The organism is Bradyrhizobium cytisi (assembly GCF_008123515.1).
Classification (GTDB): domain Bacteria; phylum Pseudomonadota; class Alphaproteobacteria; order Rhizobiales; family Xanthobacteraceae; genus Bradyrhizobium; species Bradyrhizobium cytisi.
Window position 1 is genome coordinate 116,331 of the sequence record NZ_VSSR01000024.1, and the last position, 22,393, is coordinate 138,723.

Here is a 22,393-nt window from a genome sequence, read left to right on the forward strand (position 1 = left end):
TCACTCCTTGCGACCGGACAGCTGCTCCTTCAGCGCAGCGAGCTTGGCGAAGGGCGAGTTCGGATCGACGGGGCGATCGCGCTCGCGCGGGTTCGCGCTCGAGGCGTAGGGACGCAGCGACGGACCACCCTGACGGTCGCGGCCCTTGTCGCGGTCGCGGCCACGATTGTCGCGGCCCTTGTCGCGATCACCGCCGAACTTCTTGTTGTCGCGGTTGCGATCCTTGTTGTCGCGGTCCTTGCCCTGGAAGCTGCGATTCCTGTCGTCGCGCCCTTCCTGACGCGGCGCACCTTCGGCACCACCTTCGCGCGGCTTGCGGAAGTCCTTAGCCCCGTCTCTGCGATGACCGCCGTGGCGATGACGCTGCTCGCGCTTCTCGCCATCGGCCGCCGGCGCGGCTTCGCCTTCCGCGGGCGCGGCGCCAGCTTCAGCACCGGCCTGCGGACGCTGGTTGTTGTGGCGCTGATGACGATGGCGCTCGTGGCGCGGCTTGCGATCCTCGTGACGGCCACCGGGACGCCAGACTTCGACGAGCTCAGGCTCGGCAGGTGCCGCAGCAGCCTCGGGCGCCGCCGCAGCCTCAGGTGCAGCAGCATCGGGCGATGCGGCAGCCTCGGTTGCAGCGATCTCGGCCGGAGCGGCTTCAGCAGCAGCCTCAGCAGGCGCAGCAGTTTCTTCCGCCGGCGGCGCGATGCCGGGGGCATCTTCCGGCGTGACAGGCGCTTCGGGCGAGGCTTCGAGCGCCGGCTCTTCGTGCGCTCCCTCGTCATGCAGCTCCAGGCCGGGCGCGTCTTCGACGGTGACGGCTTCGATCGCGGCATCTGCGGGCGCCGCGGCATCTGCGGGCGCCGCGGCCTCCTCGGTCGCGGGCGTTTCTGCGGAAGCTTCGGCAGCAAGCGTCTCGGCAGCAGGCGCGACCGGCTTGGGCGGCAGTGGCGCACGCTTCTCCATGCGATAGCCGAGCGCGCGCAGCACCGAGGCAAAATCCTCGCCGGCGGAGCCGGTGAGCGAGGTCATCGCCTGCGTCACCACGAAGCCGCGGCCGTCGAACGCGCCGGCGGGCTTTTCGCCGGGCGCGTTCTCGCGCCAAGCCAGCGCCGGGCGGATCAGATCGGCCAGGCGCTCCAGGATGTCGACGCGCACGGCGCGCTCGCCGGCCTGCTTGTAGCCGAGCACGCGATAGGCATCGCGCGGCAGCTGCTTGTCGACCGGGAACGAGGTGCGGCCCGACGATGCCAGATGCTGCGCACCTGAAAGCGCCGAAAGATCAACATTGTCCTGCTTCAGCGCCCACAGCAGCGCGGCCAGCGCACGCGCGGCAGGCTTCAGGATGCCGGGAAAATAGATGTGATAGGCGCCGAAGCGGACGCCGTATTTGCGCAAGGTCGCGCGCGAGGGCTGGTCGAGATCCTTCAGCTCGTTGGCGATCTTGGGACGCTCCAGCACGCCGAGCGCCTCGACGAGCTGGTAGGCGATGCCGCGGGCAATGCCGGTGACGTCTTCGGCCTTCGACAGCTCGAACATCGGCCCGAGCAGCTTTTCGATGTGCGTCTTGAGCCAGAGGTCGAGCCGCGCCTGCACCTTCTCGCGGGGGCTACCTGTCAGCCGCTCGTCCGAGATGATGCGGATGCGTGGATGCAGCGCCTCCTCTGCGGCGGTCAGCCGCGCCACCGCATCGCCGGTCCAGCGGATGGTGCCGTCCGAGGTCAGCACGAACTGATCGTCCGGCGCATTGCCGAGCTTTTCGGCGCGCGTGTTGATCTCGCCGGCGAGCACCGCTTGCGCAGCAGCCTGCAAGGCTTTCGCATCGGAGCCGGCTTCCGCCGCATCCGGTGCAAAGGTGAAGCCATCGAGGCGGCCGATGACATGGCCTTCGACGATGACTTCGCCGGTCTTGCCGATTTCCGTATTCAAGCTCGTGTTCTCCCGCAGGCGGCGCATCAATACACTGGTCCGGCGATCAACGAAACGCTCAGTCAAGCGTTCATGGAGCGCATCCGATAATTTATTTTCGACCTCCCGCGCGATCCCCTGCCAGCGTTCTGGGTCTTTCAGCCAGTCCGGGCGGTTGGCGACGAAGGTCCAGGTGCGAATCTGCGCGATCCGGGCCGAGAGCGTGTCGATGTCGCCGTCGACGCGGTCGGCCTGGTCGACCTGGGCGGCAAACCAGGAATCGGGGATGCAGCCCTTCTGCATCAGGAAACCGTAGAGCGTGGTGACGAGCTCGGCATGGGCGGCCGGCGACAGCTTTCGGTAGTCCGGGACCTGGCAGACCTCCCACAGACGTTCCACGGCGGCCTTGCCATGCGCGATATCGCGCACCTCGACGTCGCGGGCGGCGTGGTCGAGCACGCGCATGTCCTCGGCAATGGGTGCCCGCGTCAGCACCTCATGGCCGGGGCCGAGGTTCAGCGAGACCTGGAGCGCGCCGAGCGAGGAGAAATCCAGCTTCGCGTTGCGCCATTGCAGCATCTTCACGGGGTCGAAGATGTGGTTCTGGAGCGCATTCACCAGCTCGGGCTCGAACGGGCCGCAGCGTCCCGTCGTCCCAAAGGTGCCGTTGCGGGTGGCGCGGCCGGCGCGGCCGGCCACCTGCGCGAACTCGGCCGGCGTCAGGCGGCGGAACTGATAGCCGTCGAACTTACGGTCGGAGGCGAAGGCGACGTGGTCAACGTCGAGATTGAGGCCCATGCCGACGGCGTCGGTGGCGACGAGGTAATCGACGTCGCCGTTCTGGAACATCTCGACTTGCGCGTTCCTGGTGCGCGGCGACAGTGAACCCAGCACCACGGCGGCGCCACCATGCTGGCGCCTGATCAGCTCGGCGATGGCGTAGACCTCGTCGGCGGAGAAGGCGACGATCGCGGTGCGGCGCGGCTGGCGCGTGATCTTGCGATCGCCGGCGAATTCCAGCTGCGACAGCCTGGGACGGGTGATCATGGAGACGCCGGGCAACAGCCGCTCGATGATCGGGCGCATGGTCGCGGCGCCGAGCAGCAGCGTCTCGTCGCGGCCGCGGCGGTTGAGGATGCGGTCGGTGAAGACGTGGCCGCGTTCCAGATCGGACGCGATCTGGATCTCGTCGACGGCGAGGAAGGAGACGTCGAGGTCGCGCGGCATCGCCTCGACTGTCGACACCCAGTAACGCGGGTTCTTCGGCTTGATCTTCTCCTCGCCGGTGATCAGCGCCACGGCCTCGGGGCCAACGCGGCCGACGATCTTGTTATAGACCTCGCGCGCCAAGAGCCGCAGCGGCAGGCCGATCATGCCCGAGGAATGCGCGAGCATCCGTTCGATGGCGAGATGGGTCTTGCCGGTGTTGGTCGGCCCGAGCACCGCAGTGACGCCGGCGCCAGGCACGCGATCGGAAAGCGCGCGCTCGGAGGCGAAGGGGGAAGAGGAAAAGGCCATGTCTGAATGATTAGGTAGTGGCGATTGGGGCGAATGTCAGTGCTGTTTGGGGCGGCGAGGTGCTGTCAGCCATGTCTCCGAACGCGGCCAAATTCTCCGCTGTCATGCCCCGGCTTGACCGGGGCATCCAGTACGCCGCGGCCTGTCCGCTCCACCACAACCGCCTCGGCGTACTGGATCGCCCGGTCAAGCCGGACGATGACACCGATCGTGTGGGAGCAGCTTCCCCAAATCCCGCGCAACTGTCTCACTTTGCGACGCTTTTCCCTGTGGCCTTAAGCTTCGGAACGACTCCAGAACGAATCGCGGCCGAATCGCTGACTCCCCGGTGAGTCCTGTTCCGTTCACGCAACATGTCGCGGGACGCTTGTTTCCATCGCACTAGATGGAGTTTTGGGCTGTCGCACAAGCGACGATGTGGTGGCGGATTTCGTTAAGTTGGGGATGGCGCGGAGTCGAATCAGAATTGGGGAGGAGTCAAATGGATTCCCGAAAACGATGACCCCCACCTCATTTTCGCGAAAACAACCCCATGCACAGTAGCTAAGTCATTGTTATGATTAGGGGGAGCGTCGCAGCGGCGGCTACTGCGTTTTCGCCACCCTTGGCGGCTGGGCGGTGGTGATGAAGCTGGTCGCTTCCAGCATCGCCGGGCCCAGCGGCGTCGGCACTTTCAGCCAGAACGGGACCAGGATCCGCGTGCCCGCCACCGGCGCGAAGGCGATTTCGATGTTGCGCTGGGCGGCGAGGTATTTGATCACGGGGCGGTCGGGGATGTAGCCGGCCACAGGCACGAAATAGAGCGCGCAGACCACGACCGGGCCGCGATAGCCCTTCTCGGCCTTCACCGTCTCCATGCGCTTGAAATCGAGCTTCAGCTCGTAACGCATGCGGCCGTCGAACACGGGCGCGCTGCCGTGGCAGGCCTCCGGCGACACGGGATCGCCGGTGCCTGATACGCGCACCAGCGAGGCCGTCATCGGATCGAACACGCCGCGGCGATGCGCGTCGGTGACGACGATGCGGTCGGCATCGACAGGCGGCTCCGGAATGATGCCGAAATCCTTCACATTGCCCTTGTCGAGGGTGATGTGGATCTCTTCGGTCTTCTTCGAGGTGGTGGTTGAGGCCTGGTAGGCGGTCGCGACCAGCGCGCCGTTGACCACGCGCCCCTGCGAGGCGCCGGTGCCGGACCCGCCCGCGAACGATTTCAGGATGCCGGTGGTGCCGCCGGAGGCCGCCGCCGAAAACACGTCGTCCTGGATATCGATGTTCCAGGCGCCGCGGCCGACCGGAATGCCCGACAGCGTCGCCTCATACTGCGCCTCGAGCTTGCCTTGCGCTGCCGCCGGCTCCGCCGCCCACACCAGCACCAGCACGCCGACAGCGGCCAGCGCCAGCCGGGCGACAAAGGCCAGCCTGCCGGCCGACTGCAGCCGGGGCAGAAAGAGGGGCGAGGTGTGCACGAGACGATCCAATCGGGACGCGAGTGGGTGTTACTTAAGCCTGTTACGGCCGCAAGCAATGTATCCGGGCACGATAAGCCGGGAACTCACCGGAGTCTTTCGGCGGTGAATGCGCCCTTTATGTGATGGTAAGGCGCTTTAAACATTGCCGTTTTGGTGATCGGGGCAGCCGCGGGCGCCGCCACATCTCCCCGCTTGCTCCGCTGTCGTGCCCCGCGAAGGCGGGGCATCCAGTACGCCGCGGCCTCTCTGTTCCAGCCGCGCCGCCGGTGGAATACTGGATCGCCCGCCTTCGCGGGCGATGACACCTGAATATGCCGATCGAGATCCCGGGTTCGGGCTCCCGCCCGCCCCGGGACGACGGGCCCAAAACGGCCCGTCGCCTTGACTACCCGCCCCTTCCCCCCTATACGTCCGCCGCTCCCTGCAAGGACAGAGAATTTGCCCCCGTGGCGCCCCGGATGGCGGCCGCAACTCGTTGGGGGCTCGAAACTGAGGATTAGTGACATGTCTCGCCGCTGCGAACTGACGGCCAAGGGCCCCCTCGTCGGCCACAAGGTCAGCCACTCCAACATCAAGACCAAGCGCCGCTTCCTGCCGAACCTGGTCAACGTGACCTTCATCAGCGAAGCCCTGGAGCGCAACGTGCGCCTGCGCGTCTCCACCAACGCGGTGAAGAGCGTCGACCACAATGGCGGCTTAGATGCCTTCCTGCTCAAGGCCAAGGCCGACGTGCTGTCGCCGCGCGCCCTCGAGCTGAAGCGCGCCATCCAGAAAAAGGTCGGCGACGCGCCGGTCAAGAAGGCCAGCTAAGCGAATTTTGGATTCGGGCGGGGGCTAAGTTGCGTCGCGTGGCGTAGGCTTAGCCAAGTAGAGTTCTGCGTCGCGGCCGGATCGAAAGATCCGGCCGTTTTTGTTTGTGGGGCAAGGTGAGCATTTGAACGACCGACAATGGCATGAAGAAGCTGGTGCAATTTATGCGGCCTTGCACCTCACAGCAACGAGCAGATTGAACTCAATATCTCCTTGGACGAGGTAACGAAGCTAAATCACGTTGACCCAATATCCGAAGTCATTCCAGACGACTTTCGCTCAGTAGCCAACGACGATTCCATGGCTTGGGCCAAAATCCGAAAATTCGGCCCGTTCGATGTGATCAATCTAGACCTTTGTGATAGCTTCGCCATTGAGGAAGCTGGGCTGTTCAATGACAACTATTACAATGCCGTGGCCAGGCTCATGGCAATTCAAACTCGACGGAAGACCCCTTGGTTACTTTTGCTGACAACGCGCGTGGGATTAAATCACGTTCATGCCGAGACGCTGAAACGATTTAAGGGGCATTACAGGCAGAATCTCGTTGAGTGCGGACCGTTCCGCGACCTCTCCTTGCAGGAATTCAAAATTTCAGACGAGGCCTCTCTTACTGAATCTCTTAAAACGGCCGCGGGAGTACACAGCGTCTTCTTGGTCGGAGTTTGCAAATGGCTCTTAACATTGGCAATAAGCTATCAATCCAGCGCCGAGTTAAAGAGCGTATTGGGATATCGTGTCGAAGGATCGGCACCGACAACGGACTTAGTTTCTATCGCATTGCGTTTCACACCACATACAATTCCAGTAGCCGATCCACTTGATATCTCTGCCGTCGCGTCACAAGAAATAGACGAATGCCGATTTGCTACGAAGCTCGTCCAAAGGGTTGCAAACCATCGAGACGTCGATCAACTCCTAGCGAATGATCCGAATCTATTTGAAGAGATGGTTCAAAACTCAAGCCGATTTCTTGAGGCGGCCAGGTACGACACCGCCGCCTACGCAAAATGGGCGAAGTAGAATCACCTTGGCACTCACACGATCCCTTTTCCGCTATGGTTGCTCCGATAGCATAGCGTCTCCCCTACCCCCGAAAATCAATGCTCCGCAGCACGATCCCCGGCGGGGTGCCCTCGAACTCCGTCGCGCGGTACTTGCTCGCGGCTTGGGCTTCGATGCGGTCGCGGAGGCGGGTGAACTGGGCTTCGCGCTCGTTGTGGCGGGCCTTGGGGCCGCGTTCGAGATCGTCCATCGCGGAGGTCGAGATCGCGCACGGGACTTCCTTAGGCCCGTCCTGCATCGAGAACTGGACGATCCCGCGGTCCTGTTCGTGGCCGATGAAACGGCCGCTGGTGAGGGTCATGGGGTGCTCCTTTGACGCGGGTTGCTTGCTGAGGACTGAACGCGGTGTGACGGCGGTGGTTCGCCGCCATCTCTCGGTGTTGGCGGCCGGAACCTTGGCGAAGGCGGATGCGGGTGGCGGTGTCTCTGCAGGCGAGAACCCCGATGAGGAGAGAGCCCTCACCCGCCGCGCGCGGGACGATGCTTCGCATCGCCCGACGTGCCGACCTCTCCCGCGAGCGGGAGAGGTGTCCCCGCCGCCTTCAGTTGTCCCCGCCTAATCTCGCGAAGTCGTCGAACAGGGCGGCCACCAGCGCGCGGTGGCGGGTGTCTTCGGTGGGGAGGCTGGCGGCGTAGAGGTTGAGGAGATAGCGCGCCTTCACGGCGGCTTCGGCCCAGGAGCCGGCGGGCACCGTCATCAGGCGGTTCTCGAGATCGGCCTCGCGCTCGCGCAGCTGCCTCACATTGCTCTCGACCTCGGCCAGCGCACGGCGCAGGTCGGTCGCCTTCTGGGCGGCCATGCCGCGGTGCTTGTCGAGATCGACGGGAATCTCAGTCATTGGCGAGGCTCTTGGGCGACGCTCGCGTCGGACGCTATCGCATCCGCAAGATCGGGCGCGCGGATCGACAGCGTCTCCATGGAGCCGACCATGCCGTCGACGGGCACGACGATCGACGTGCCGACACGGCGGCAGGCCGAGAACATCTCGCGCTCGATCGTCTCTTCGTCGGCGATCACCTGATAGCTGCCGGCCGGCAGCATCCGATCGATACCGTGGATGCGGAACGGATGCCTGAACGTGACGGTCTCCCGCCGCGAACGGATGGTCATGCACGCCTGCCTTCCTGCGAGAGCGGCCCCAGCCGACGCCAGCTTGGTTGCAACCATGCGCTCTCGGCGCGCCAATAGCCAGCACTATCAATACCGCGGCTGGTGCGCGGCGTTTTAGGCCTCGCTAGTTTTAGGCCTCGCTAATGGTGTGGTGCGGGCGTAGGCTCGACGCATCATCGCAACTCAGACGGGCATTGCCATGGCCAGGCCGATCCGCGTGCCCTATCTGATCTGGGCGACCGGCGAATACGGCAGCGCCCATCACGGCCGCAGCGACGCCAATGTCGCGCTCCGGATGGCGCGAAAGCTGCTGCGCGACGGCTTCATGGAGGTGCGCGTCTGCACGCCGCGCGGACGCGTGCTGCAATCGGACGAACTGGACGAACTCAAACCCGCACAGGAGACCAACATCATGGCCAAGGGACAGCAACGCAGCAATCGCGAAGCCAAGAAGCCGAAGAAGGACAAGACCAAGGTGATCGCCGCGGCGCCGACCCGCAAGGACGCGTGGCAGCCGGAGATCGGACAGGGGAAGAAGAAGTAGGTTAGCAAGCGCGCTCGGCCAAATCGATAGAGCCCGTCATGGCCGGGCTTGTCCCGGCCATCCACGTTCTTGTTACGCGGAAACCAGCACGTGGATGCCCGGGACAAGCCCGGGCATGACGAGTTTGTGGCACGACCGCGCATCCAACTGGCGCAGCCCTCGTCTCCTCGCCGCCGCGCTTTTCGGCTATACTCGCTCCGGTAGCATCACCGGGAGGGGCCCACTGTGGAGCACGCGCGCACAACCGAGCCGAAGAATCTCGTCATCTGCTGCGACGGCACCGGCAACGAGATCTCGGAGAACATCTCCAACGTCCTGAAGCTCTATCGCTGCCTGCGCAAGACCGACAAGACCGAGCCGCGGCAGATGGTGTTTTACGATCCCGGCGTCGGCACGGTGACGGAGCCGTCGACGTGGAATCGCTGGAAGGCCGACATCAACCTGGTGCTGGGGCTCGCCACCGGCTACGGGCTCGATGACAACGTGCTCAACGCCTACTGCTTCCTGGTCGAGCACTACGCGCCCGGCGATCGCATCTACCTGTTCGGGTTTTCGCGCGGCGCCTACACCGTGCGGGTGCTGGCGGGGCTGATCCACAAAATTGGGCTGATCTCGCCGGAGCAGGCGAACCTCGCAGGCTCGGGCCTCGTCGCCTACAAGCAATATTCCGGGCTCGGGCGCGGCAACGACATCGAGGACCTCAAGGATAGCGGCAGCGACGAGGATGGGCCGCTGCCGAAGGACCAGTTCGATCTCGCCGCGCAATTCGCCCGCATCACCTCGTCGCGCTGGCCGACCATCCATTTCATCGGCGTCTGGGACACGGTGGCGAGCGTGATCGTGCCGCGCGCCGACCGGCTGTATTGGCCGAGCCTGGAGGAGCTGGCCTTCACGCTGCGCAATCCGAGCGTCAAAATCTTCCGCCAGGCGATCGCGATCGACGAGCGGCGCTGCATGTTTCGCCTCAAAGCGTATGAGGAGCCGCAGGAATTCTGGAGCAACCGCTTCGTGCCCGACCACAGCAAGGAGAAGCAGGACATCCTGCAGGTGTGGTTCGCCGGCGTGCATTGCGACGTCGGCGGCGGCTATCCCGAGGCCGAGAGCGCGGAATCGAAATACCCGCTGATCTGGATGATCGACGAGGCCGCGAAGGCGGGACTGAACTTCAACCCGCGCACCGTGAACCAGCTCGCCTGGGGCATCCAGCGTAAGGCCTCGCCGTTCCAATATGTCCCGCCGGCTTTTACCGGCAAGGCGGGCGTGCTGCACAATTCGATGAGTGCGGCCTGGCGCATGCTGGAATTCTTGCCGAAGCGCGCGAGCTACAAGGAATGGCCGGCGCGCAAGGTGTTTTTGGGCAAGGTGTTTTTGGGCTTCTACATCCCCGATTGCGAGCCGCGGCTGATCCCCGAAGGCGCGCACGTGCATGAGAGCGTGTTGAAGCGGATGGCGGTGGAGCCGGACTATCGGCCGGTGAATATGCCGAAGGATTTTGTGACGGTGCCGATGCCGGTGGCGCCGGGGGTGGAGCTGGCGGCGGACGGTAGCGGCGAGGTGATGGTCGGAGAGTGAAGCCGTGGCCTCTCCTCGTCATTGCGAGCGAAGCGAAGCAATCCAGAGTCTTTCCGCAGTGGCAGACTGGATTGCTTCGCTGCGCTCGCAATGACGGAGAGTGTAGAGACGGCGTCGCGCTACACTCCCGGCGGTGCCTGAGGCGGCCACGGTACCCCACCCCGCTACCGCAACATTCCCCGATCGCCGCTACTTTTCATTAAAATTCTCACCGCGACCTCAACGTGATCGCATCATCTCTTCGGCATCATTGCAACCTGCCACCGCGTTGTCCGCGGTATTGGAGGAGAGTGCCAATGCATCCGCGCCGACATGCTCGCGTGAAACCCGCCGGCCTGGTGTCCCGCCAGGCCAAGATCATCACCGACGCGCGTGCGCCGGTCATCGTCTGTACACTGGTGGACTATTCGCCGGGCGGCGCCTGCATCGATCTCGGCGGACAGGTCAAGATCCCCGATCGGTTCGAGCTGCTGCACGTCAACACCAAGAAACGCTGCCGCATCGCCTGGAAGCGCGGCACGCGCGTGGGCGTGGTGTTTTAGAGGACTACTCCCGCATCCTCGCCTTTGCGCCCGCGACGATCTGCATCGCGACGCCACCGATCCAGCCGGCGAACACCAGCCAGGTAGCCGCGTCGTGCGGATCGAGCCGCAGCACGATGACGGCGACTGACGCGAGCGAGGCGAGCGTGGCGCAGAGGGTGCCGGCGGAGCTCAACAATTCCGCGGCGTCGATCTGGCTGTGGGCCGCGTCGAAGGGTAGTTGCGGCGTGTCGATGCCGAGATAGAAGCCGACGGCACCGAGCAGCATCATCAGCAGCAGAAAGCCCTGCGTGGTGAGCGACGGGATCGCCGATCCGACATGGGCGCCGACGAACAGCCCGCAGGCTGCGCCCGCCATCGCGAGCCCGATCCGTTCCAGCACATGGGCAGTCTTGCGGACACCAAATCGCATGCCGGGCCTCCGAGACGCCCCCCGGATGGGCGGAGGTTAGGCCTGTTTTGCCGCGGGTGGAAGGTTGGGGGAGTTACGGATGCGTGAGGTGCCCGGTTACTCCCTTACCGCGCTCCGAACGTCGTCTTCCCGAACAGCGCCTTCTGCGTCGACGGCTGCGAGCGCCAGTATTGCGGCGGGGCTTCGACTTCGCCGCCGATCTCGGCTGCGGCGTGCCAGCCCCAGCGCGGGTCGTAGAGCATGGCGCGGGCGAGCGCGACCATGTCGGCCTTGCCGGAGGCGACGATCTCCTCGGCGTGCCTGGCTTCGGTGATCAGGCCGACGGCGATGGTCGGCAATCCGGTCTCGCGCTTGATCGCATTTGCGAACTGCACCTGATAGCCGGGGCCGAGCGCGATCTTCTGCAGCGGCGAGACGCCGCCGGAGGAAGCATCGATCCAGTCGACGCCGCGCGCCTTCAGCACTTTGGCAAACTCAATGGTCTGCGCCAGATCCCAGCCGCCCTCGACCCAATCGGTCGACGACACCCGCATGCCGACCGGCTTGTCGTGCGGGACCACCGCGCGCACTGCGTCGTAGACCTCGAGCGGGAAGCGCATGCGATTTTCAAGTGACCCGCCATATTCGTCGGTGCGCTTGTTCGAGATCGGCGACAGGAATTGATGCATGAGATAGCCGTGCGCGCCGTGCAGCTCGATCGCATCGATGCCGATGCGCATCGCGCGCTTCGCGCTGTCGACGAAGGCCTCGCGGATGCGCTTCAGCCCCGCGGCATCGAGCGCCACGGGTGCAGCTTCGCCCTCCTTGTGCGGCAGCGCCGACGGCGCCACCGGCTGCCAGCCGCCTTCGCTTTGCGGGATCAGCTGGCCGCCGTCCCAGGGCCGCGCGCTGCTCGCCTTACGGCCGGCATGGGCGAGCTGCATCGCGATCGCGGTGGTCGAATGCTTGCGGACTGAGGTGAGGATCTGCTTCAGCGCGGCCTCCGCGGCGTCGCTGTAGAGCCCGAGACAGCCCGGCGTGATGCGGCCGATCGCCTCGACATGGGTGGCCTCGATGCAGAACATCGACGCGCCCGACAGCGCGAGATTGTTGATGTGGGCGAAATGCCAGTCGGTGGGAACGCCGTCTTCGGCCGAATACTGGCACATCGGCGACACCACGACGCGGTTCTTCAAGGTCAGGCCGCGCAGCTTGATCGGGGAGAACAGGGCGCTCATGCGGGGAATCCGGGAATGGAGGGATGAAAGCGATTGCATGAAGTCTAGTAGGCCGACGGCGAATTGCCAGTTGCGCAGGCGGCATGGCCGCTGGCGGCCCCATGCATTGCGGGCACGACGGGCCGTCGTCACGGAACAGGCGACTAATCCACCAGCGTGAACTGCAACAGCAGGGTGCGCTGGAGCAGCGAAAAATTATCGTCCGACACCATTGTCAGCACGGTCTCGCCCGCGGCCGTGACGTGGGCGTCGATGCCTTCCATGTTGTCGATCTCATGGCCGAGATCGGCCTCGAACAGCACGGGGCCGTCGACCAATGCGCCGGGCGATATTGCCTTCAACGGGAGCGACCGGATGCGGATGTTGATGCCGGTGAACCAGGAGAATTTGCGCTCGAGGATCAGCAGCTCAGCCGAAGGCAGCAGCACGGCGTCGCTGATGAACTGCTTGTCGGTGCGCTTGATGCTGAACTGGCCGGGCGAGGGACCACCGATCAAGAAGCCGATCAGATTGCCGTCGGCATCGAAGCCGCCTTCCGACAGGGCGATCAGCGTGCCCGCGAGGGGCTGGCCCTTCATCTCCCTGGGCACGAACACCAGCGCCTCGAGCCCCTTGTTGTAGGGAAGCTTGCGCACCGCAGGCGGCGTCGGCACCACCTCGCCGCGGGCACGGGTGCCGCCTTTGGCGAAGTCGAAGCGCATGATCTGGTTGACGCGCTCGAGCCCGACATAGACCAGCGAGCCGTCGCGCGCGAGCGACTCGGTATCGTACCAGAGCCGCTTCTCCGTGATCGGCCGTCCCTCGGCGTTGAGCATCGGCGCGGCCTCGACGTCGTCGAGCCCGGTCATCTTGCTGCCGGAATAGCGGATGGCGCCGGTGAACCAGGTGCCTTGATCTGACAGCGCGAGAAAGCGCCCGCCCTTGTCATCGAGGAAGCGGAAGCCGGACAGGCCGCCAAAACCGCGATGCGGTGAGGTCAGCACCAGACCGCTGCGATATTGCAACGAGCCGAACCGCACGCGCGAACGGTCGCGCGGCTCGAAGTCGGGAATCGGCCGCGCGTTGACCTCGATGCTGACGGGCTCGGTGACGGCGTGCTCGGCCAGCGCCGGCTTTGGCGCGGACTGCGCTTGCGCGAGCCGAGGCAGTGCAAGAGTGGAAAATCCCGCCGCCGCGTGGCCGAGAAAGCCGCGGCGGGATTGATGCGTGCTCACGAATGCAGTTTGCGTCGCGGGCGATTGGGAGCTTGCGTGGGCGCGGTGTTGGTCTCGCTGAACAGTTCGGCGAGCTTCTCGGTGATGGCGCCGCCGAGCTCTTCGGCGTCCACGATCGTCACCGCGCGGCGGTAGTAGCGCGTCACGTCGTGGCCGATGCCGATCGCGATCAGCTCGACCGGCGAGCGGGTCTCGATCTCCTCGATGATGTGGCGCAGGTGCCGCTCGAGATAGTTGCCGGGGTTGACCGACAGCGTGGAATCGTCGACCGGCGCACCGTCCGAGATCATCATCAGGATCTTGCGCTGCTCGGGCCGGCCGAGCAGGCGCTTGTGCGCCCAGTCCAGCGCCTCGCCGTCGATGTTCTCCTTCAGCAGCCCCTCGCGCATCATCAGGCCGAGGTTCTTTCGCGCGCGGCGCCACGGGGCGTCGGCGGACTTGTAGATGATGTGGCGGAGATCGTTGAGGCGGCCGGGACTGGCCGGCTTGCCGGCGGCAAGCCACGCCTCACGCGATTGTCCGCCCTTCCAGGCGCGCGTGGTGAAACCGAGAATCTCGACCTTGACGCCGCAACGCTCCAGCGTGCGCGCGAGAATGTCGGCGCAGGTCGCGGCGACCGTGATCGGGCGGCCGCGCATCGAGCCGGAATTGTCGAGCAGCAGCGTCACCACGGTGTCGCGGAACGTCGCCTCCTTCTCGTGCATGAAGGACAGCGGGTGATGGGGATCGGTCACCACGCGCGACAGGCGCGCGGGATCGAGGATGCCTTCTTCGAGATCGAACTCCCAGGCGCGGTTCTGCTGTGCCATCAGGCGCCTCTGAAGCCGGTTGGCGAGGCGGGCGACGATGCCCTGGAGGTGCGCGAGCTGCTTGTCGAGATAGGCGCGCAGGCGCTCCAGCTCGTCATGGTCGCAGAGATCTTCGGCGGCGATGACCTCGTCGAACTTGGGCGCGAAGGCGTGATATTCCGGCCCGCGCGGCTCGTTCTTGCCATGCGCGTTCGGGCGCGTCGCCTCGCCCGGCGTCTCGTCGTCGCCGAGCTCGCCGTCGTCCAGGGTATCCGACGTCGAGGCCTGCGCGCTTTCCATCGCGCTGTCGCTCATATCCTCGCTCGAGGCCTGCGCCTGGTCTGCGCTCATCTCCTGCGCGGCATCGGAATCGGGCGAACCCTCGGCACCGGACTGGTCGTTGTCGCCGTCCCGGTTCTCGTCGTCGTCCTCATTGTCCTCGCTGTCGGCGCTGCGCTCGTCGCCGAGCTCGAGCGCGGTCAAGAGATCGTGCACGGCGTCGCCGAACCTGGTCTGGTCCTCGACGAGGTTATCAAGCCGGTCGAGCCGCCTGCCGATCTTGTCCTCGAGGATCGGGCGCCAAAGATCGACCATCTTCTTCGCAGCCGTTGGCGGCGCCATGCCGGTCAGGCGCTCGCGCACCAGCATCGCCAGCGCATCGGCGAGCGGCGCGTCGGCGCGGTCGGTGATCTCGTCGAACTTGCCGCGATGAAAGTGATCGTCGAGCATCGCGGTCAGGTTCCTGGCAACGCCCGCCATGCGGCGCGCGCCGATCGCCTCGACCCGGGCCTGCTCGACCGCCTCGAACACGCCGCGCGCCTGCGGATTGCCGGGCATCAGCTTGCGATGCAGCTTTGCGTCGTGACAGGCGATCTTGAGCGCGATCGAATCCGCGTGGCCGCGCACGATCGCGGCATCCCGCTTGGTCATTTTCCGCGCGGGCTCCGGCAGCCGCGCCTTGCCGGGCGCAAGGCCCGGGCGCTCGGCGGCGAAGCTCACCTCGAGTTCGGGCGACTTCGCGATCGCCTTCAGGCAGGACGCCACCGAGCGCTTGAACGGCTCGGTCGGCGCTTCCTTGGTGTTGCGGAATTTGGAGTTGGAGGTGGTCATCTGACCCTATCTGTCGTCCCGGCGAAGGCCGGGACCCATAACCACCGGCCGCTCTTGTGTCAGGAAACTATCAGTGACGTTCAATCGAGAGATCAGCTGAGCGCCACGTTCACGGCCGATTCCGGCAGCTCCGCGTTGAAGCAGCGCTGGTAGAACTCGGCGACCAGGGGACGCTCGAGCTCGTCGCACTTGTTGAGGAAGGTGACGCGGAACGCGAAGCCGATATCGCCGAAAATGTCGGCGTTCTCAGCCCAGGTGATCACCGTGCGCGGGCTCATCACCGTCGACAGATCGCCATTGGCGAAGGCGTTACGGGTGAGATCGGCGAGGCGCACCATCTTGTTGACGATGTCGCGGCCTTCCTGGGTGCGATAGTGCTTGGCCTTCGCCAGCACGATCTCCACTTCCTCGTCATGGCTGAGGTAGTTGAGCGTGGTGACGATCGACCAGCGGTCCATCTGGCCCTGGTTGATCTGCTGGGTGCCGTGATAGAGGCCCGAGGTGTCGCCGAGGCCGACCGTGTTGGCCGTCGAAAACAGCCGGAACGACGGGTGCGGCTTGATCACCTTGTTCTGGTCGAGCAGCGTCAGGCGGCCCGAGACCTCCAGCACGCGCTGGATCACGAACATCACGTCCGGGCGGCCGGCGTCGTATTCGTCGAACACCAGCGCGACGTTGTGCTGCAACGCCCAGGGCAGGATGCCGTCACGGAATTCGGTGACCTGCTTGCCGTCGCGGACCACGATCGAGTCCTTGCCGACGAGATCGATACGGCTGATGTGGCTGTCGAGGTTGACGCGCACGCAGGGCCAGTTCAGGCGGGCTGCGACCTGCTCGATATGGGTGGATTTACCGGTGCCGTGATAGCCGGTCACCATCACGCGGCGGTTGCGGGCAAAGCCGGCGAGAATGGCAAGCGTGGTGGCGCGGTCGAAACGGTAGTCGGAATCGACTTCGGGCACATGAGGATCGACTTCGGAATAGGCCGGCACTTCGAGATCGCTGTCGATCCCGAATACCTGGCGCACCGACACCTTCATGTCGGGCAGACCGGAAATTTCCTCAACTTTGGACAAGGCGGCGGTCGTCATCAATCCTCCGAGATCCCGGGCGATCCCGAGACCAGTTATTTGCACGTTGGCTGCGGCTGGGTGCGATTGCGAACCTATCAGAGACCACGGGCCTGCAGAAGCCCGCGCGCCAATCAAAGTTCCATTGTCTTTTCATTTAGATAGGCAAGGAACGCGATTTTGGGAAGGCTGCCCTGCAAATCTCGCCCAAATTTCGCGCCGGACAGGCGCCCTGCCCAGGCGAATGGCACTTTCACCGCCTCTCACTACTTGTGTAAGGGTCTGAACCCGAATGCCCCAGCCCACCACAGAGACGACGTGACGTCATTCCTTGATCCCCTGATATCCTTCGTCTCAGTCCACGCGTGGCTGGCCTATCTAACCCTGTTCCTGGCAGCGCTTCTCGAAGCCGTGCCGGTGGTGGGGTCGGTGATCCCGGGCTCGACCATCATCCTGGCGCTGAGCGCCCTGATTCCGGGCGGCGACCTGAAGCTGCAGTGGGTGCTGCTCGCGGCCGCCGTGGGCGCCGTGCTGGGTGACGGCTCGGCCTACTGGATCGGGCACCGGCAGCAGCGCAAGATCCTCAACACCTGGCCGATGACCAATTATCCGCGCGTGGTCGAGGAGAGCGAAACCTTCTTCCACCGCTTCGGCACCTGGGCGGTGTTCTTCGCCCGCTTCGTGCCGCCGATCCGCGCCTTCGTGCCGGTGACCGCCGGTGCGCTCGGCATGGCGCCGGCAAAGTTCTACGCGGTGAACATCCCCGCGATCCTGGTCTGGGCCCCGGCCCATGTGCTGCCGGGCGTGCTGGCGGTGTCGGCCTTCCACCAATATTTCGGGGTGCCGCACGAGGGGCATCCGGTCAAACACATCTGGATTTTGACCGTGGTCGCCGTCGCGATCGTGCTGGGCGTGACGGTTTGGATCATCCGTCGCCGGAACGGCGACGGCATCGCGGCAGCGGCGAAGCCGCGGGTCTGAACGGGCTCGGCCGGCAGCACAAGAGGCGGGCGCATGGAGCGCTCCGTTGCCTAAATTGCGGTCCGCTGCGCATCCGCGATGCGCAAATATTTGCCAGCGGGATGAGTTGTCGATTAATTGCTTCACGGCGCGTTGCCTTCGGATGACCCTCATCCAATCGCAGGCTGGCCGTTGCGGCCGCCGACGTTCCTGGGGGTGGTTGCATGCGCTCGAACACAGCTCTTCGCGTGGTTTTGTTGGCGATCTCGACGTATGCGGTCGGCCTGAATTCCGGCGTCGGAGCTAAAGCCGAAGATGTGCTGAAGGCACGGCTTGCGCAGAATCTCGGACCGATTTCGGGTCTCGCGATCGTCGCCAAGACCAAAGGCCTGTTCGCCAAGCAGGCGCTCGATATCTCCGTTTCGAACTTCACCAGCGGAAAGCAGTGCCTCGATACGGTGGTCGGAGGAGGAGCGGATATCGCAACGACCGCCGAAGCGCCGGTAACGGCGGCCGCAATGGCCCAGCAGCCGATCGCCTTCGTCGCCGGCATGGAATACTCGGATCTGAAGACGATGACGGCCGCGTCCGCGGCGATCAGGACCAAGGCCGACTTGCGCGGCAAGCGCATCGGCTTCACGGCCGGGACGGGCAGCGAGGTCTACACAGCGGTCCTGTTAAAGGCGGCCGGATTGACCGCCAAGGACGTTACGCTCGTCAATCTTCGCCCGCAGGAGATGCTTCCCGCCCTGGCGGCGGGGAGCATTGATGCATTCGATACCTGGGAGCCGCATGTGGCGAATGCAAAGAAAGCTCTCGGCGAGGGTGCCGTCCTGCTCGACACCAAGGGGCTCTACTCGGAGACGTTCAACGTCGTTGTGATGCGGTCCTATCTGGAGGCCAACCCTGCGGTCATCGGCAAATTCCTGGCTGCCCTCATTGAGGCCGAAGGCTGGGTCAAGGCTTATCCGGATGAAGCGATTGACATCATTGCCACGGCGACCGGCATGAAACGCGACGAGCTGACGCTGATCTGGCCGGACTACGTCTATCATGTGCGCCTTGACGACAAGCTGCTCGAGACGCTCAAGACGCACGCGGCCTGGCGGCTCGCAACCGGCAATCATCCGCCCGGGGCCGGGATGCCCGATTTCTTACAGATCATCGCGACTGCGCCATTGAAGGCACTTGATGCCGCACGTGTGACGCTGTCGGCCAATCCATGAGCGTCGGCAGACGCAGCCGTGCGAACGCGGCCGGGCGCCTTAGCGTGCTTGTCGGCGTGCTCTCCGTGCCCACCTTCGTCGGCGTATGGGAATTGATCGCCCGATCTCGGATCGTCAACGCGGTGCTGTTTCCGCCGCCTTCGACGGTCGCCGTCGCCGTCCTCGACTGGATCCATAGCGGCCAGTTTTTCGGCGACCTTTCCGCGAGCCTCTTCCGCGTCACTGCGGGATTTTTGATCGGTGCCACGGGTGGGATCGTGCTCGGCGTCCTGACAGGCGAGTTCAGGCTAGTCTCGAGCCTGCTCTCCCCTTTGTTCCACATTCTTCGCCCGATCCCTCCAATCGCCTTTGTGCCGATCGTGATCCTGTGGTTTGGGCTGTCGGAGGCCGGCAAACTGTTTCTGGTCGTCTGGGGTGTGTTCTTCACCGTGTGGCTCGCGACCCATATCGGCGTGCAGAAGGTCGACCGCGGCCTCATTCGCGCCGCGCTGATGCTCGGCACGCCGCGCCGGCAGATGCTATCGGAGATCGTCCTGCTGGGTGCGCTTCCCTACATTGTCGTCGGCCTGCGCACCGCCGTCAGCATCTCCTTTTACACGCTGGTCGCCGCCGAGCTGGCGGGCGCGTTTGCGGGCATCGTCTACCGGATCGAGATTGCGCAACAGAACATGCAGACCGGACAGGTCATGGGAGGGCTGGCGGCGCTCGGACTGCTCTCATTCGTGGCCGATCGTTCCTTCGCGGCCATTGCCGAACGCGCCGTATGGTGGCGCTGATGCACAACCCCCTTCGTCCGGCCCTGCCGCTCCGGCTGGTGGATGCTCCGCCCGCACCTTCATCGACAACACCTCAGGCGATCATCCGCGTCGAGGATCTGAGCATCGTCTTCGATGTGCCGCGCGGCCAGGTTATTGCGGTGGACCGGGTGTCTCTGGCCGTCATGCCGGGCGAATTCGTCTCGCTCGTCGGCCCGTCGGGCTGCGGCAAATCTACACTCCTGAATGCGATGGCCGGTCTCGAGCAGCCGTTCGAAGGCCTGGTGACGGTGGCCGGCGAGTCGATGCTGGGACCCAGGCCGGATGTAGGGATGGTGTTCCAGCAGCCGCATCTATTCCCGTGGAAATCGGTGCGTCGCAATATCGCGCATGGACCGCGCGCGCTCGGCAAGTCGAAAGCGGAGGCACTGCGGATCGCGGACGACCTAATCGAAATGATCGGGCTGACAAAATTCGCCAACGCCTATCCGCATACGCTGTCAGGCGGCATGCAGCAGCGGGTGGCGATTGCCCGGGCTCTCGCAAACCAGCCGCGCGTCCTGCTGATGGACGAACCGTTCGGCGCTTTGGACGCGCAGACCCGGGCGGTGATGCAGGACAACCTTCTCGAACTTCGCGGCCGGATCAACGCCACTATCGTTTTCGTCACGCACGACATCGACGAAGCTATTCTGCTGTCGGATCGGGTGCTGATCATGAGCGCCGGGCCGGGTCGCATCCTGCGCGATCTTTCCGTAGGCCTGCCACGCCCGCGCTCGAGCGCCATCCTGACCGACCCCGCCTATCTCGCCCTCAAGCGGGACTGCCTCGATCTGATCCGGAGCGAAGGCCGCAAGGCGTTCGAGCAAATGGAAACGGTCGCCTAGCGCGTGTCCTCATAGCGCGAGCTGGCATGGCTCTTGAATGGCATCGCCCGGCTACGAGGGAGCGGGCAGATGGCAGCGGCAACTCTCAGGACTACGGCCGGGATCATGCTGGCGGAGTCCGATACTCTGGTCAGCTCATTGCCAGGCTTCCTCGATCCCTTAGGTGAGGCTGACCGCCGTCGCGTCCTTGCCATCGGCCGCAAGGAGGTGCTGGAAACCGGCAAGCATATCTGGCGCCAAGGCGACACGCAGAACGGCATCTATCTGATCGAGTCCGGCCGGATCCGCAGCTATTACGCAGCCCCTTCCGGGCGCGAGGTGACGCTCGCCTACTGGTTTGCCGGCAATTTCATCGGCGGGCCGGACCTGTTCGGAGCCGGCGCGCATATGTGGTCTTCGGTTGCAGTTGAGCGCAGCCGGCTCCTGTTTCTGCCCGGCGCCATCCTGCGCGAACTTGCACTTCAATCGGCGACCATCGCGGTTGCTCTTCTGGATGCGCTGGCGTTCAAGGCCAGGTGCTACTCGGCGATGGCGCAGATGCTCGGCACGCGGTCGGTGACCGAGCGGTTGCAGCGCCTGCTGATCTTTCTCTCGAAGATCTACGGATCGCAGCAGGGCCGCCAGATCGTGATCGGCATTCCGTTCACCCACAGCGATCTCGCCAACCTGATCGGGGCGACCCGACAATGGGTGACGGTGCAGCTCTCGCGCATGCAGGCGAGAGGCGTCATCCGCTACGACAGGTGCCTCATCGTCATCCTGAATTTGCGCGCCCTCGATCTCGAACTCGTCTAGCCGGCGGCCGGCGAATAGACCTTGAGACCGAACAGAGCTCCGCCTTCGTCAGGCTGCCATCGCGATGCAAAATCCAGAAGGGCATGGTCGTGCCATGCGGGCGCCAGCAGGGTGACGCCCATGGGCATGCCGGTGGGGAGCGCTGCATTGGGAAGCGCTACCGCGCAGAGGTCCAGAAGATTGGCGAAGTAGGAGTAGTAACCAAGGCTGTTATTGAGCTTGATGGGGTCCTGAAGCATATCCGCAATGGTGTAGGGACGCGGTGCGGTGGGCACCACAAGCACATCCATCTCTTCAAAGAACAGCCGGACCTGCCGCCGCAGCTTCAAGAGACGGTGTTGCGCCGCGAATGCGTCCGCCCCGGTGAACTGCGCCGCGGAGTGCAGGACCTTGCGCGTAACCTCCAGCAGCTCACCTTGATCGATGTCGAGGAGCCTGCTGATCGACGCATAGCGTTCGGCGATCCATGGCCCCGAAAACAGCATTTCGCCGGCTTCAGTGAAAGGCGTGAAGTCAATCTCGATGGCTTGGCCTCCCAACCGCACGAGCCTCTCGCAGGCCCGTTCGTACAGCGCGTCGCATTCGGGCATACCGAATGAATTCAGCTGACGAGCGGAAATACGTCCGAAGTGGAATTCGCGGGGAAAGACCGATGACAGGCCGGGCGCTTGACGGCTGTATGGATCTTCGTCGTCGAAGCCCTCGACGAGCCCCAGCAACAGTTTGCCCTCGGCGGCTGAATTGCAAAAGATCGACGGACAATCGAGCGTCGGGCAGTTCGGGACCAGCCCACGGGATGAAACCAGGCCGACCGTCGGCTTGACCCCGATGATGCCGTTGAAACCTGCCGGTATCCGGCCGGAGCCGCCGGTGTCGGTTCCGAGCGAAAAAGCAATATGGCCGGAGGCAACGGCGACGGCCGAGCCCGAGCTCGATCCACCCGCGACATAGCGATCGTCGGCGGCGCTCGGACAGGCGCCGTGAGGTGACCTCGCGCCGGAGAGCCCGGTGGCGAACTGATCCAGGTTTGTCTTGCCGAGACAGATGGCACCCGCTGCGATAAGGCGCTCGACGCACCGAGCCGACCGCTCGGCAACATGAGCGAATGATGGGCAGGCCGCGGTGGTCGACATGCCCGCCACGTCGATGTTGTCCTTCACGCCGAAAGGCACACCGAGGAGCGGTAGGAATTCGCCCTGCGCGCCGCGCCCCGCGAGATTTTCGGCCTCCGCCAGCGCCTCCGCCATCGGCCTCACATAGACCCAGCAGTTGCGGTGTTGGTCCCTTTCGATGCGCTCGTATGCCGTTGCAATGGCTGACGTGAGTTCGGCGCGCGAGCGAACGGCTCGGCTTCGGCTAGGCAGGGCGGCTTGCGACACGAATTGCTCCCGGGGAGATCGAAGATGCTGGAAGCGTGCCCGGGGGCCGACGATAC

20 protein-coding genes and 1 pseudogene are annotated in these 22,393 nt (G+C 64.6%); 10 read left to right on the top strand and 11 right to left on the bottom strand.

Annotated features, from left to right (window positions below):
* Entirely contained in the window at positions 1–3,411 is a 3,411-nt protein-coding gene (locus FXB38_RS16565) for a helicase-related protein (protein WP_148751925.1), read from the bottom strand.
* Between the two features lie 584 nt (positions 3,412–3,995).
* On the bottom strand, positions 3,996–4,805 hold the full coding sequence (locus FXB38_RS16570) for a DUF3108 domain-containing protein (RefSeq protein ID WP_187434930.1): 810 nt from the start codon (positions 4,803–4,805) through the stop codon (positions 3,996–3,998).
* A 579-nt stretch (positions 4,806–5,384) separates the two neighbouring features.
* On the opposite strand from FXB38_RS16570, the gene rpmB reads away from it, so the two are divergent.
* On the top strand, positions 5,385–5,690 hold the full coding sequence (gene rpmB, locus FXB38_RS16575; protein ID WP_148751926.1) for a 50S ribosomal protein L28: 306 nt from the start codon (positions 5,385–5,387) through the stop codon (positions 5,688–5,690).
* A 192-nt stretch (positions 5,691–5,882) separates the two neighbouring features.
* Positions 5,883–6,713 (top strand): annotated as a pseudogene (locus FXB38_RS16580) (PP_RS20740 family protein); the annotation flags it as partial.
* Between the two features lie 64 nt (positions 6,714–6,777).
* Here FXB38_RS16580 and FXB38_RS16585 read toward each other — a convergent pair.
* The 3 genes from FXB38_RS16585 to FXB38_RS16595 form a co-directional block, all read right to left on the bottom strand.
* Positions 6,778–7,056: a DUF1488 family protein gene (locus FXB38_RS16585; protein WP_148751928.1), complete on the bottom strand. Its 279-nt coding sequence runs from the start codon at positions 7,054–7,056 to the stop codon at positions 6,778–6,780.
* Between the two features lie 241 nt (positions 7,057–7,297).
* Positions 7,298–7,594 carry a hypothetical protein gene (locus FXB38_RS16590; RefSeq protein ID WP_148751929.1) on the bottom strand — a complete coding sequence of 99 codons (297 nt, stop codon included), beginning with the start codon at positions 7,592–7,594 and terminating at the stop codon, positions 7,298–7,300.
* Positions 7,591–7,866, bottom strand: a complete 276-nt coding sequence (locus FXB38_RS16595) for a hypothetical protein (RefSeq protein WP_148751930.1) — start codon at positions 7,864–7,866, stop codon at positions 7,591–7,593. The genes FXB38_RS16590 and FXB38_RS16595 overlap by 4 nt, the downstream gene beginning before the upstream one ends.
* A 199-nt stretch (positions 7,867–8,065) precedes the next feature.
* Between FXB38_RS16595 and FXB38_RS16600 the strand changes: the two genes are divergently transcribed.
* From FXB38_RS16600 to FXB38_RS16610, 3 genes are all read left to right on the top strand, one after another.
* Positions 8,066–8,410, top strand: a complete 345-nt coding sequence (locus FXB38_RS16600) for a hypothetical protein (protein WP_148751931.1) — start codon at positions 8,066–8,068, stop codon at positions 8,408–8,410.
* A 225-nt stretch (positions 8,411–8,635) separates the two neighbouring features.
* Entirely contained in the window at positions 8,636–9,982 is a 1,347-nt protein-coding gene (locus FXB38_RS16605) for a T6SS phospholipase effector Tle1-like catalytic domain-containing protein (protein ID WP_148751932.1), read from the top strand.
* 296 nt (positions 9,983–10,278) lie between these two features.
* Positions 10,279–10,524, top strand: coding sequence for a PilZ domain-containing protein (locus FXB38_RS16610; protein WP_187434928.1), 246 nt, complete (start codon positions 10,279–10,281; stop codon positions 10,522–10,524).
* Between the two features lie 4 nt (positions 10,525–10,528).
* Here the strand turns inward: FXB38_RS16610 and FXB38_RS16615 are convergent, their stop codons facing one another.
* The 5 genes from FXB38_RS16615 to cobS all read right to left on the bottom strand — a co-directional run bounded on the left by FXB38_RS16615 (position 10,529) and on the right by cobS (position 16,356).
* Positions 10,529–10,936, bottom strand: a complete 408-nt coding sequence (locus FXB38_RS16615; protein WP_148751934.1) for a hypothetical protein — start codon at positions 10,934–10,936, stop codon at positions 10,529–10,531.
* 104 nt (positions 10,937–11,040) lie between these two features.
* Positions 11,041–12,153 (bottom strand): NADH:flavin oxidoreductase/NADH oxidase, encoded by a 1,113-nt coding sequence (locus FXB38_RS16620; RefSeq protein ID WP_148751935.1) that lies wholly within the window; start codon positions 12,151–12,153, stop codon positions 11,041–11,043.
* 143 nt (positions 12,154–12,296) lie between these two features.
* Positions 12,297–13,367 carry an esterase-like activity of phytase family protein gene (locus FXB38_RS16625; protein WP_148751936.1) on the bottom strand — a complete coding sequence of 357 codons (1,071 nt, stop codon included), beginning with the start codon at positions 13,365–13,367 and terminating at the stop codon, positions 12,297–12,299.
* Positions 13,364–15,265 carry a cobaltochelatase subunit CobT gene (gene cobT / locus FXB38_RS16630; RefSeq protein WP_148751937.1) on the bottom strand — a complete coding sequence of 634 codons (1,902 nt, stop codon included), beginning with the start codon at positions 15,263–15,265 and terminating at the stop codon, positions 13,364–13,366. Before cobT ends, FXB38_RS16625 begins: the two co-directional genes overlap by 4 nt.
* Positions 15,266–15,357: 92 nt before the next feature.
* On the bottom strand, positions 15,358–16,356 hold the full coding sequence (cobS, locus tag FXB38_RS16635) for a cobaltochelatase subunit CobS (protein ID WP_148751938.1): 999 nt from the start codon (positions 16,354–16,356) through the stop codon (positions 15,358–15,360).
* A gap of 297 nt (positions 16,357–16,653) precedes the next feature.
* Here cobS and FXB38_RS16640 point away from each other — a divergent pair, with 297 nt between their 5' ends.
* The 5 genes from FXB38_RS16640 (at position 16,654) to FXB38_RS16660 (ending at position 20,958) form a co-directional block, all read left to right on the top strand.
* A complete protein-coding gene (locus FXB38_RS16640) occupies positions 16,654–17,316 on the top strand; it encodes a DedA family protein (protein ID WP_148751939.1) in 663 nt (220 codons plus the stop codon).
* Positions 17,317–17,519: 203 nt separating this feature from the next.
* Complete coding sequence (locus FXB38_RS16645) at positions 17,520–18,521, top strand: NrtA/SsuA/CpmA family ABC transporter substrate-binding protein (RefSeq protein WP_148751940.1); 1,002 nt, start codon at positions 17,520–17,522, stop codon at positions 18,519–18,521.
* The gene (locus FXB38_RS16650; protein WP_148751941.1) at positions 18,518–19,297 is read left to right on the top strand and encodes an ABC transporter permease; all 780 of its coding nucleotides are present in this window, start codon (positions 18,518–18,520) and stop codon (positions 19,295–19,297) included. The genes FXB38_RS16645 and FXB38_RS16650 overlap by 4 nt, the downstream gene beginning before the upstream one ends.
* Positions 19,285–20,163: an ABC transporter ATP-binding protein gene (locus tag FXB38_RS16655; RefSeq protein WP_187434929.1), complete on the top strand. Its 879-nt coding sequence runs from the start codon at positions 19,285–19,287 to the stop codon at positions 20,161–20,163. The genes FXB38_RS16650 and FXB38_RS16655 overlap by 13 nt, the downstream gene beginning before the upstream one ends.
* Before the next feature lie 69 nt (positions 20,164–20,232).
* On the top strand, positions 20,233–20,958 hold the full coding sequence (locus tag FXB38_RS16660; protein ID WP_148751942.1) for a Crp/Fnr family transcriptional regulator: 726 nt from the start codon (positions 20,233–20,235) through the stop codon (positions 20,956–20,958).
* Here FXB38_RS16660 and atzF read toward each other — a convergent pair.
* Positions 20,955–22,337 (bottom strand): allophanate hydrolase, encoded by a 1,383-nt coding sequence (gene atzF, locus FXB38_RS16665; protein ID WP_148751943.1) that lies wholly within the window; start codon positions 22,335–22,337, stop codon positions 20,955–20,957. The two genes, FXB38_RS16660 and atzF, sit on opposite strands and share 4 nt — an antisense overlap.
* Positions 22,338–22,393: the final 56 nt, after the last annotated feature.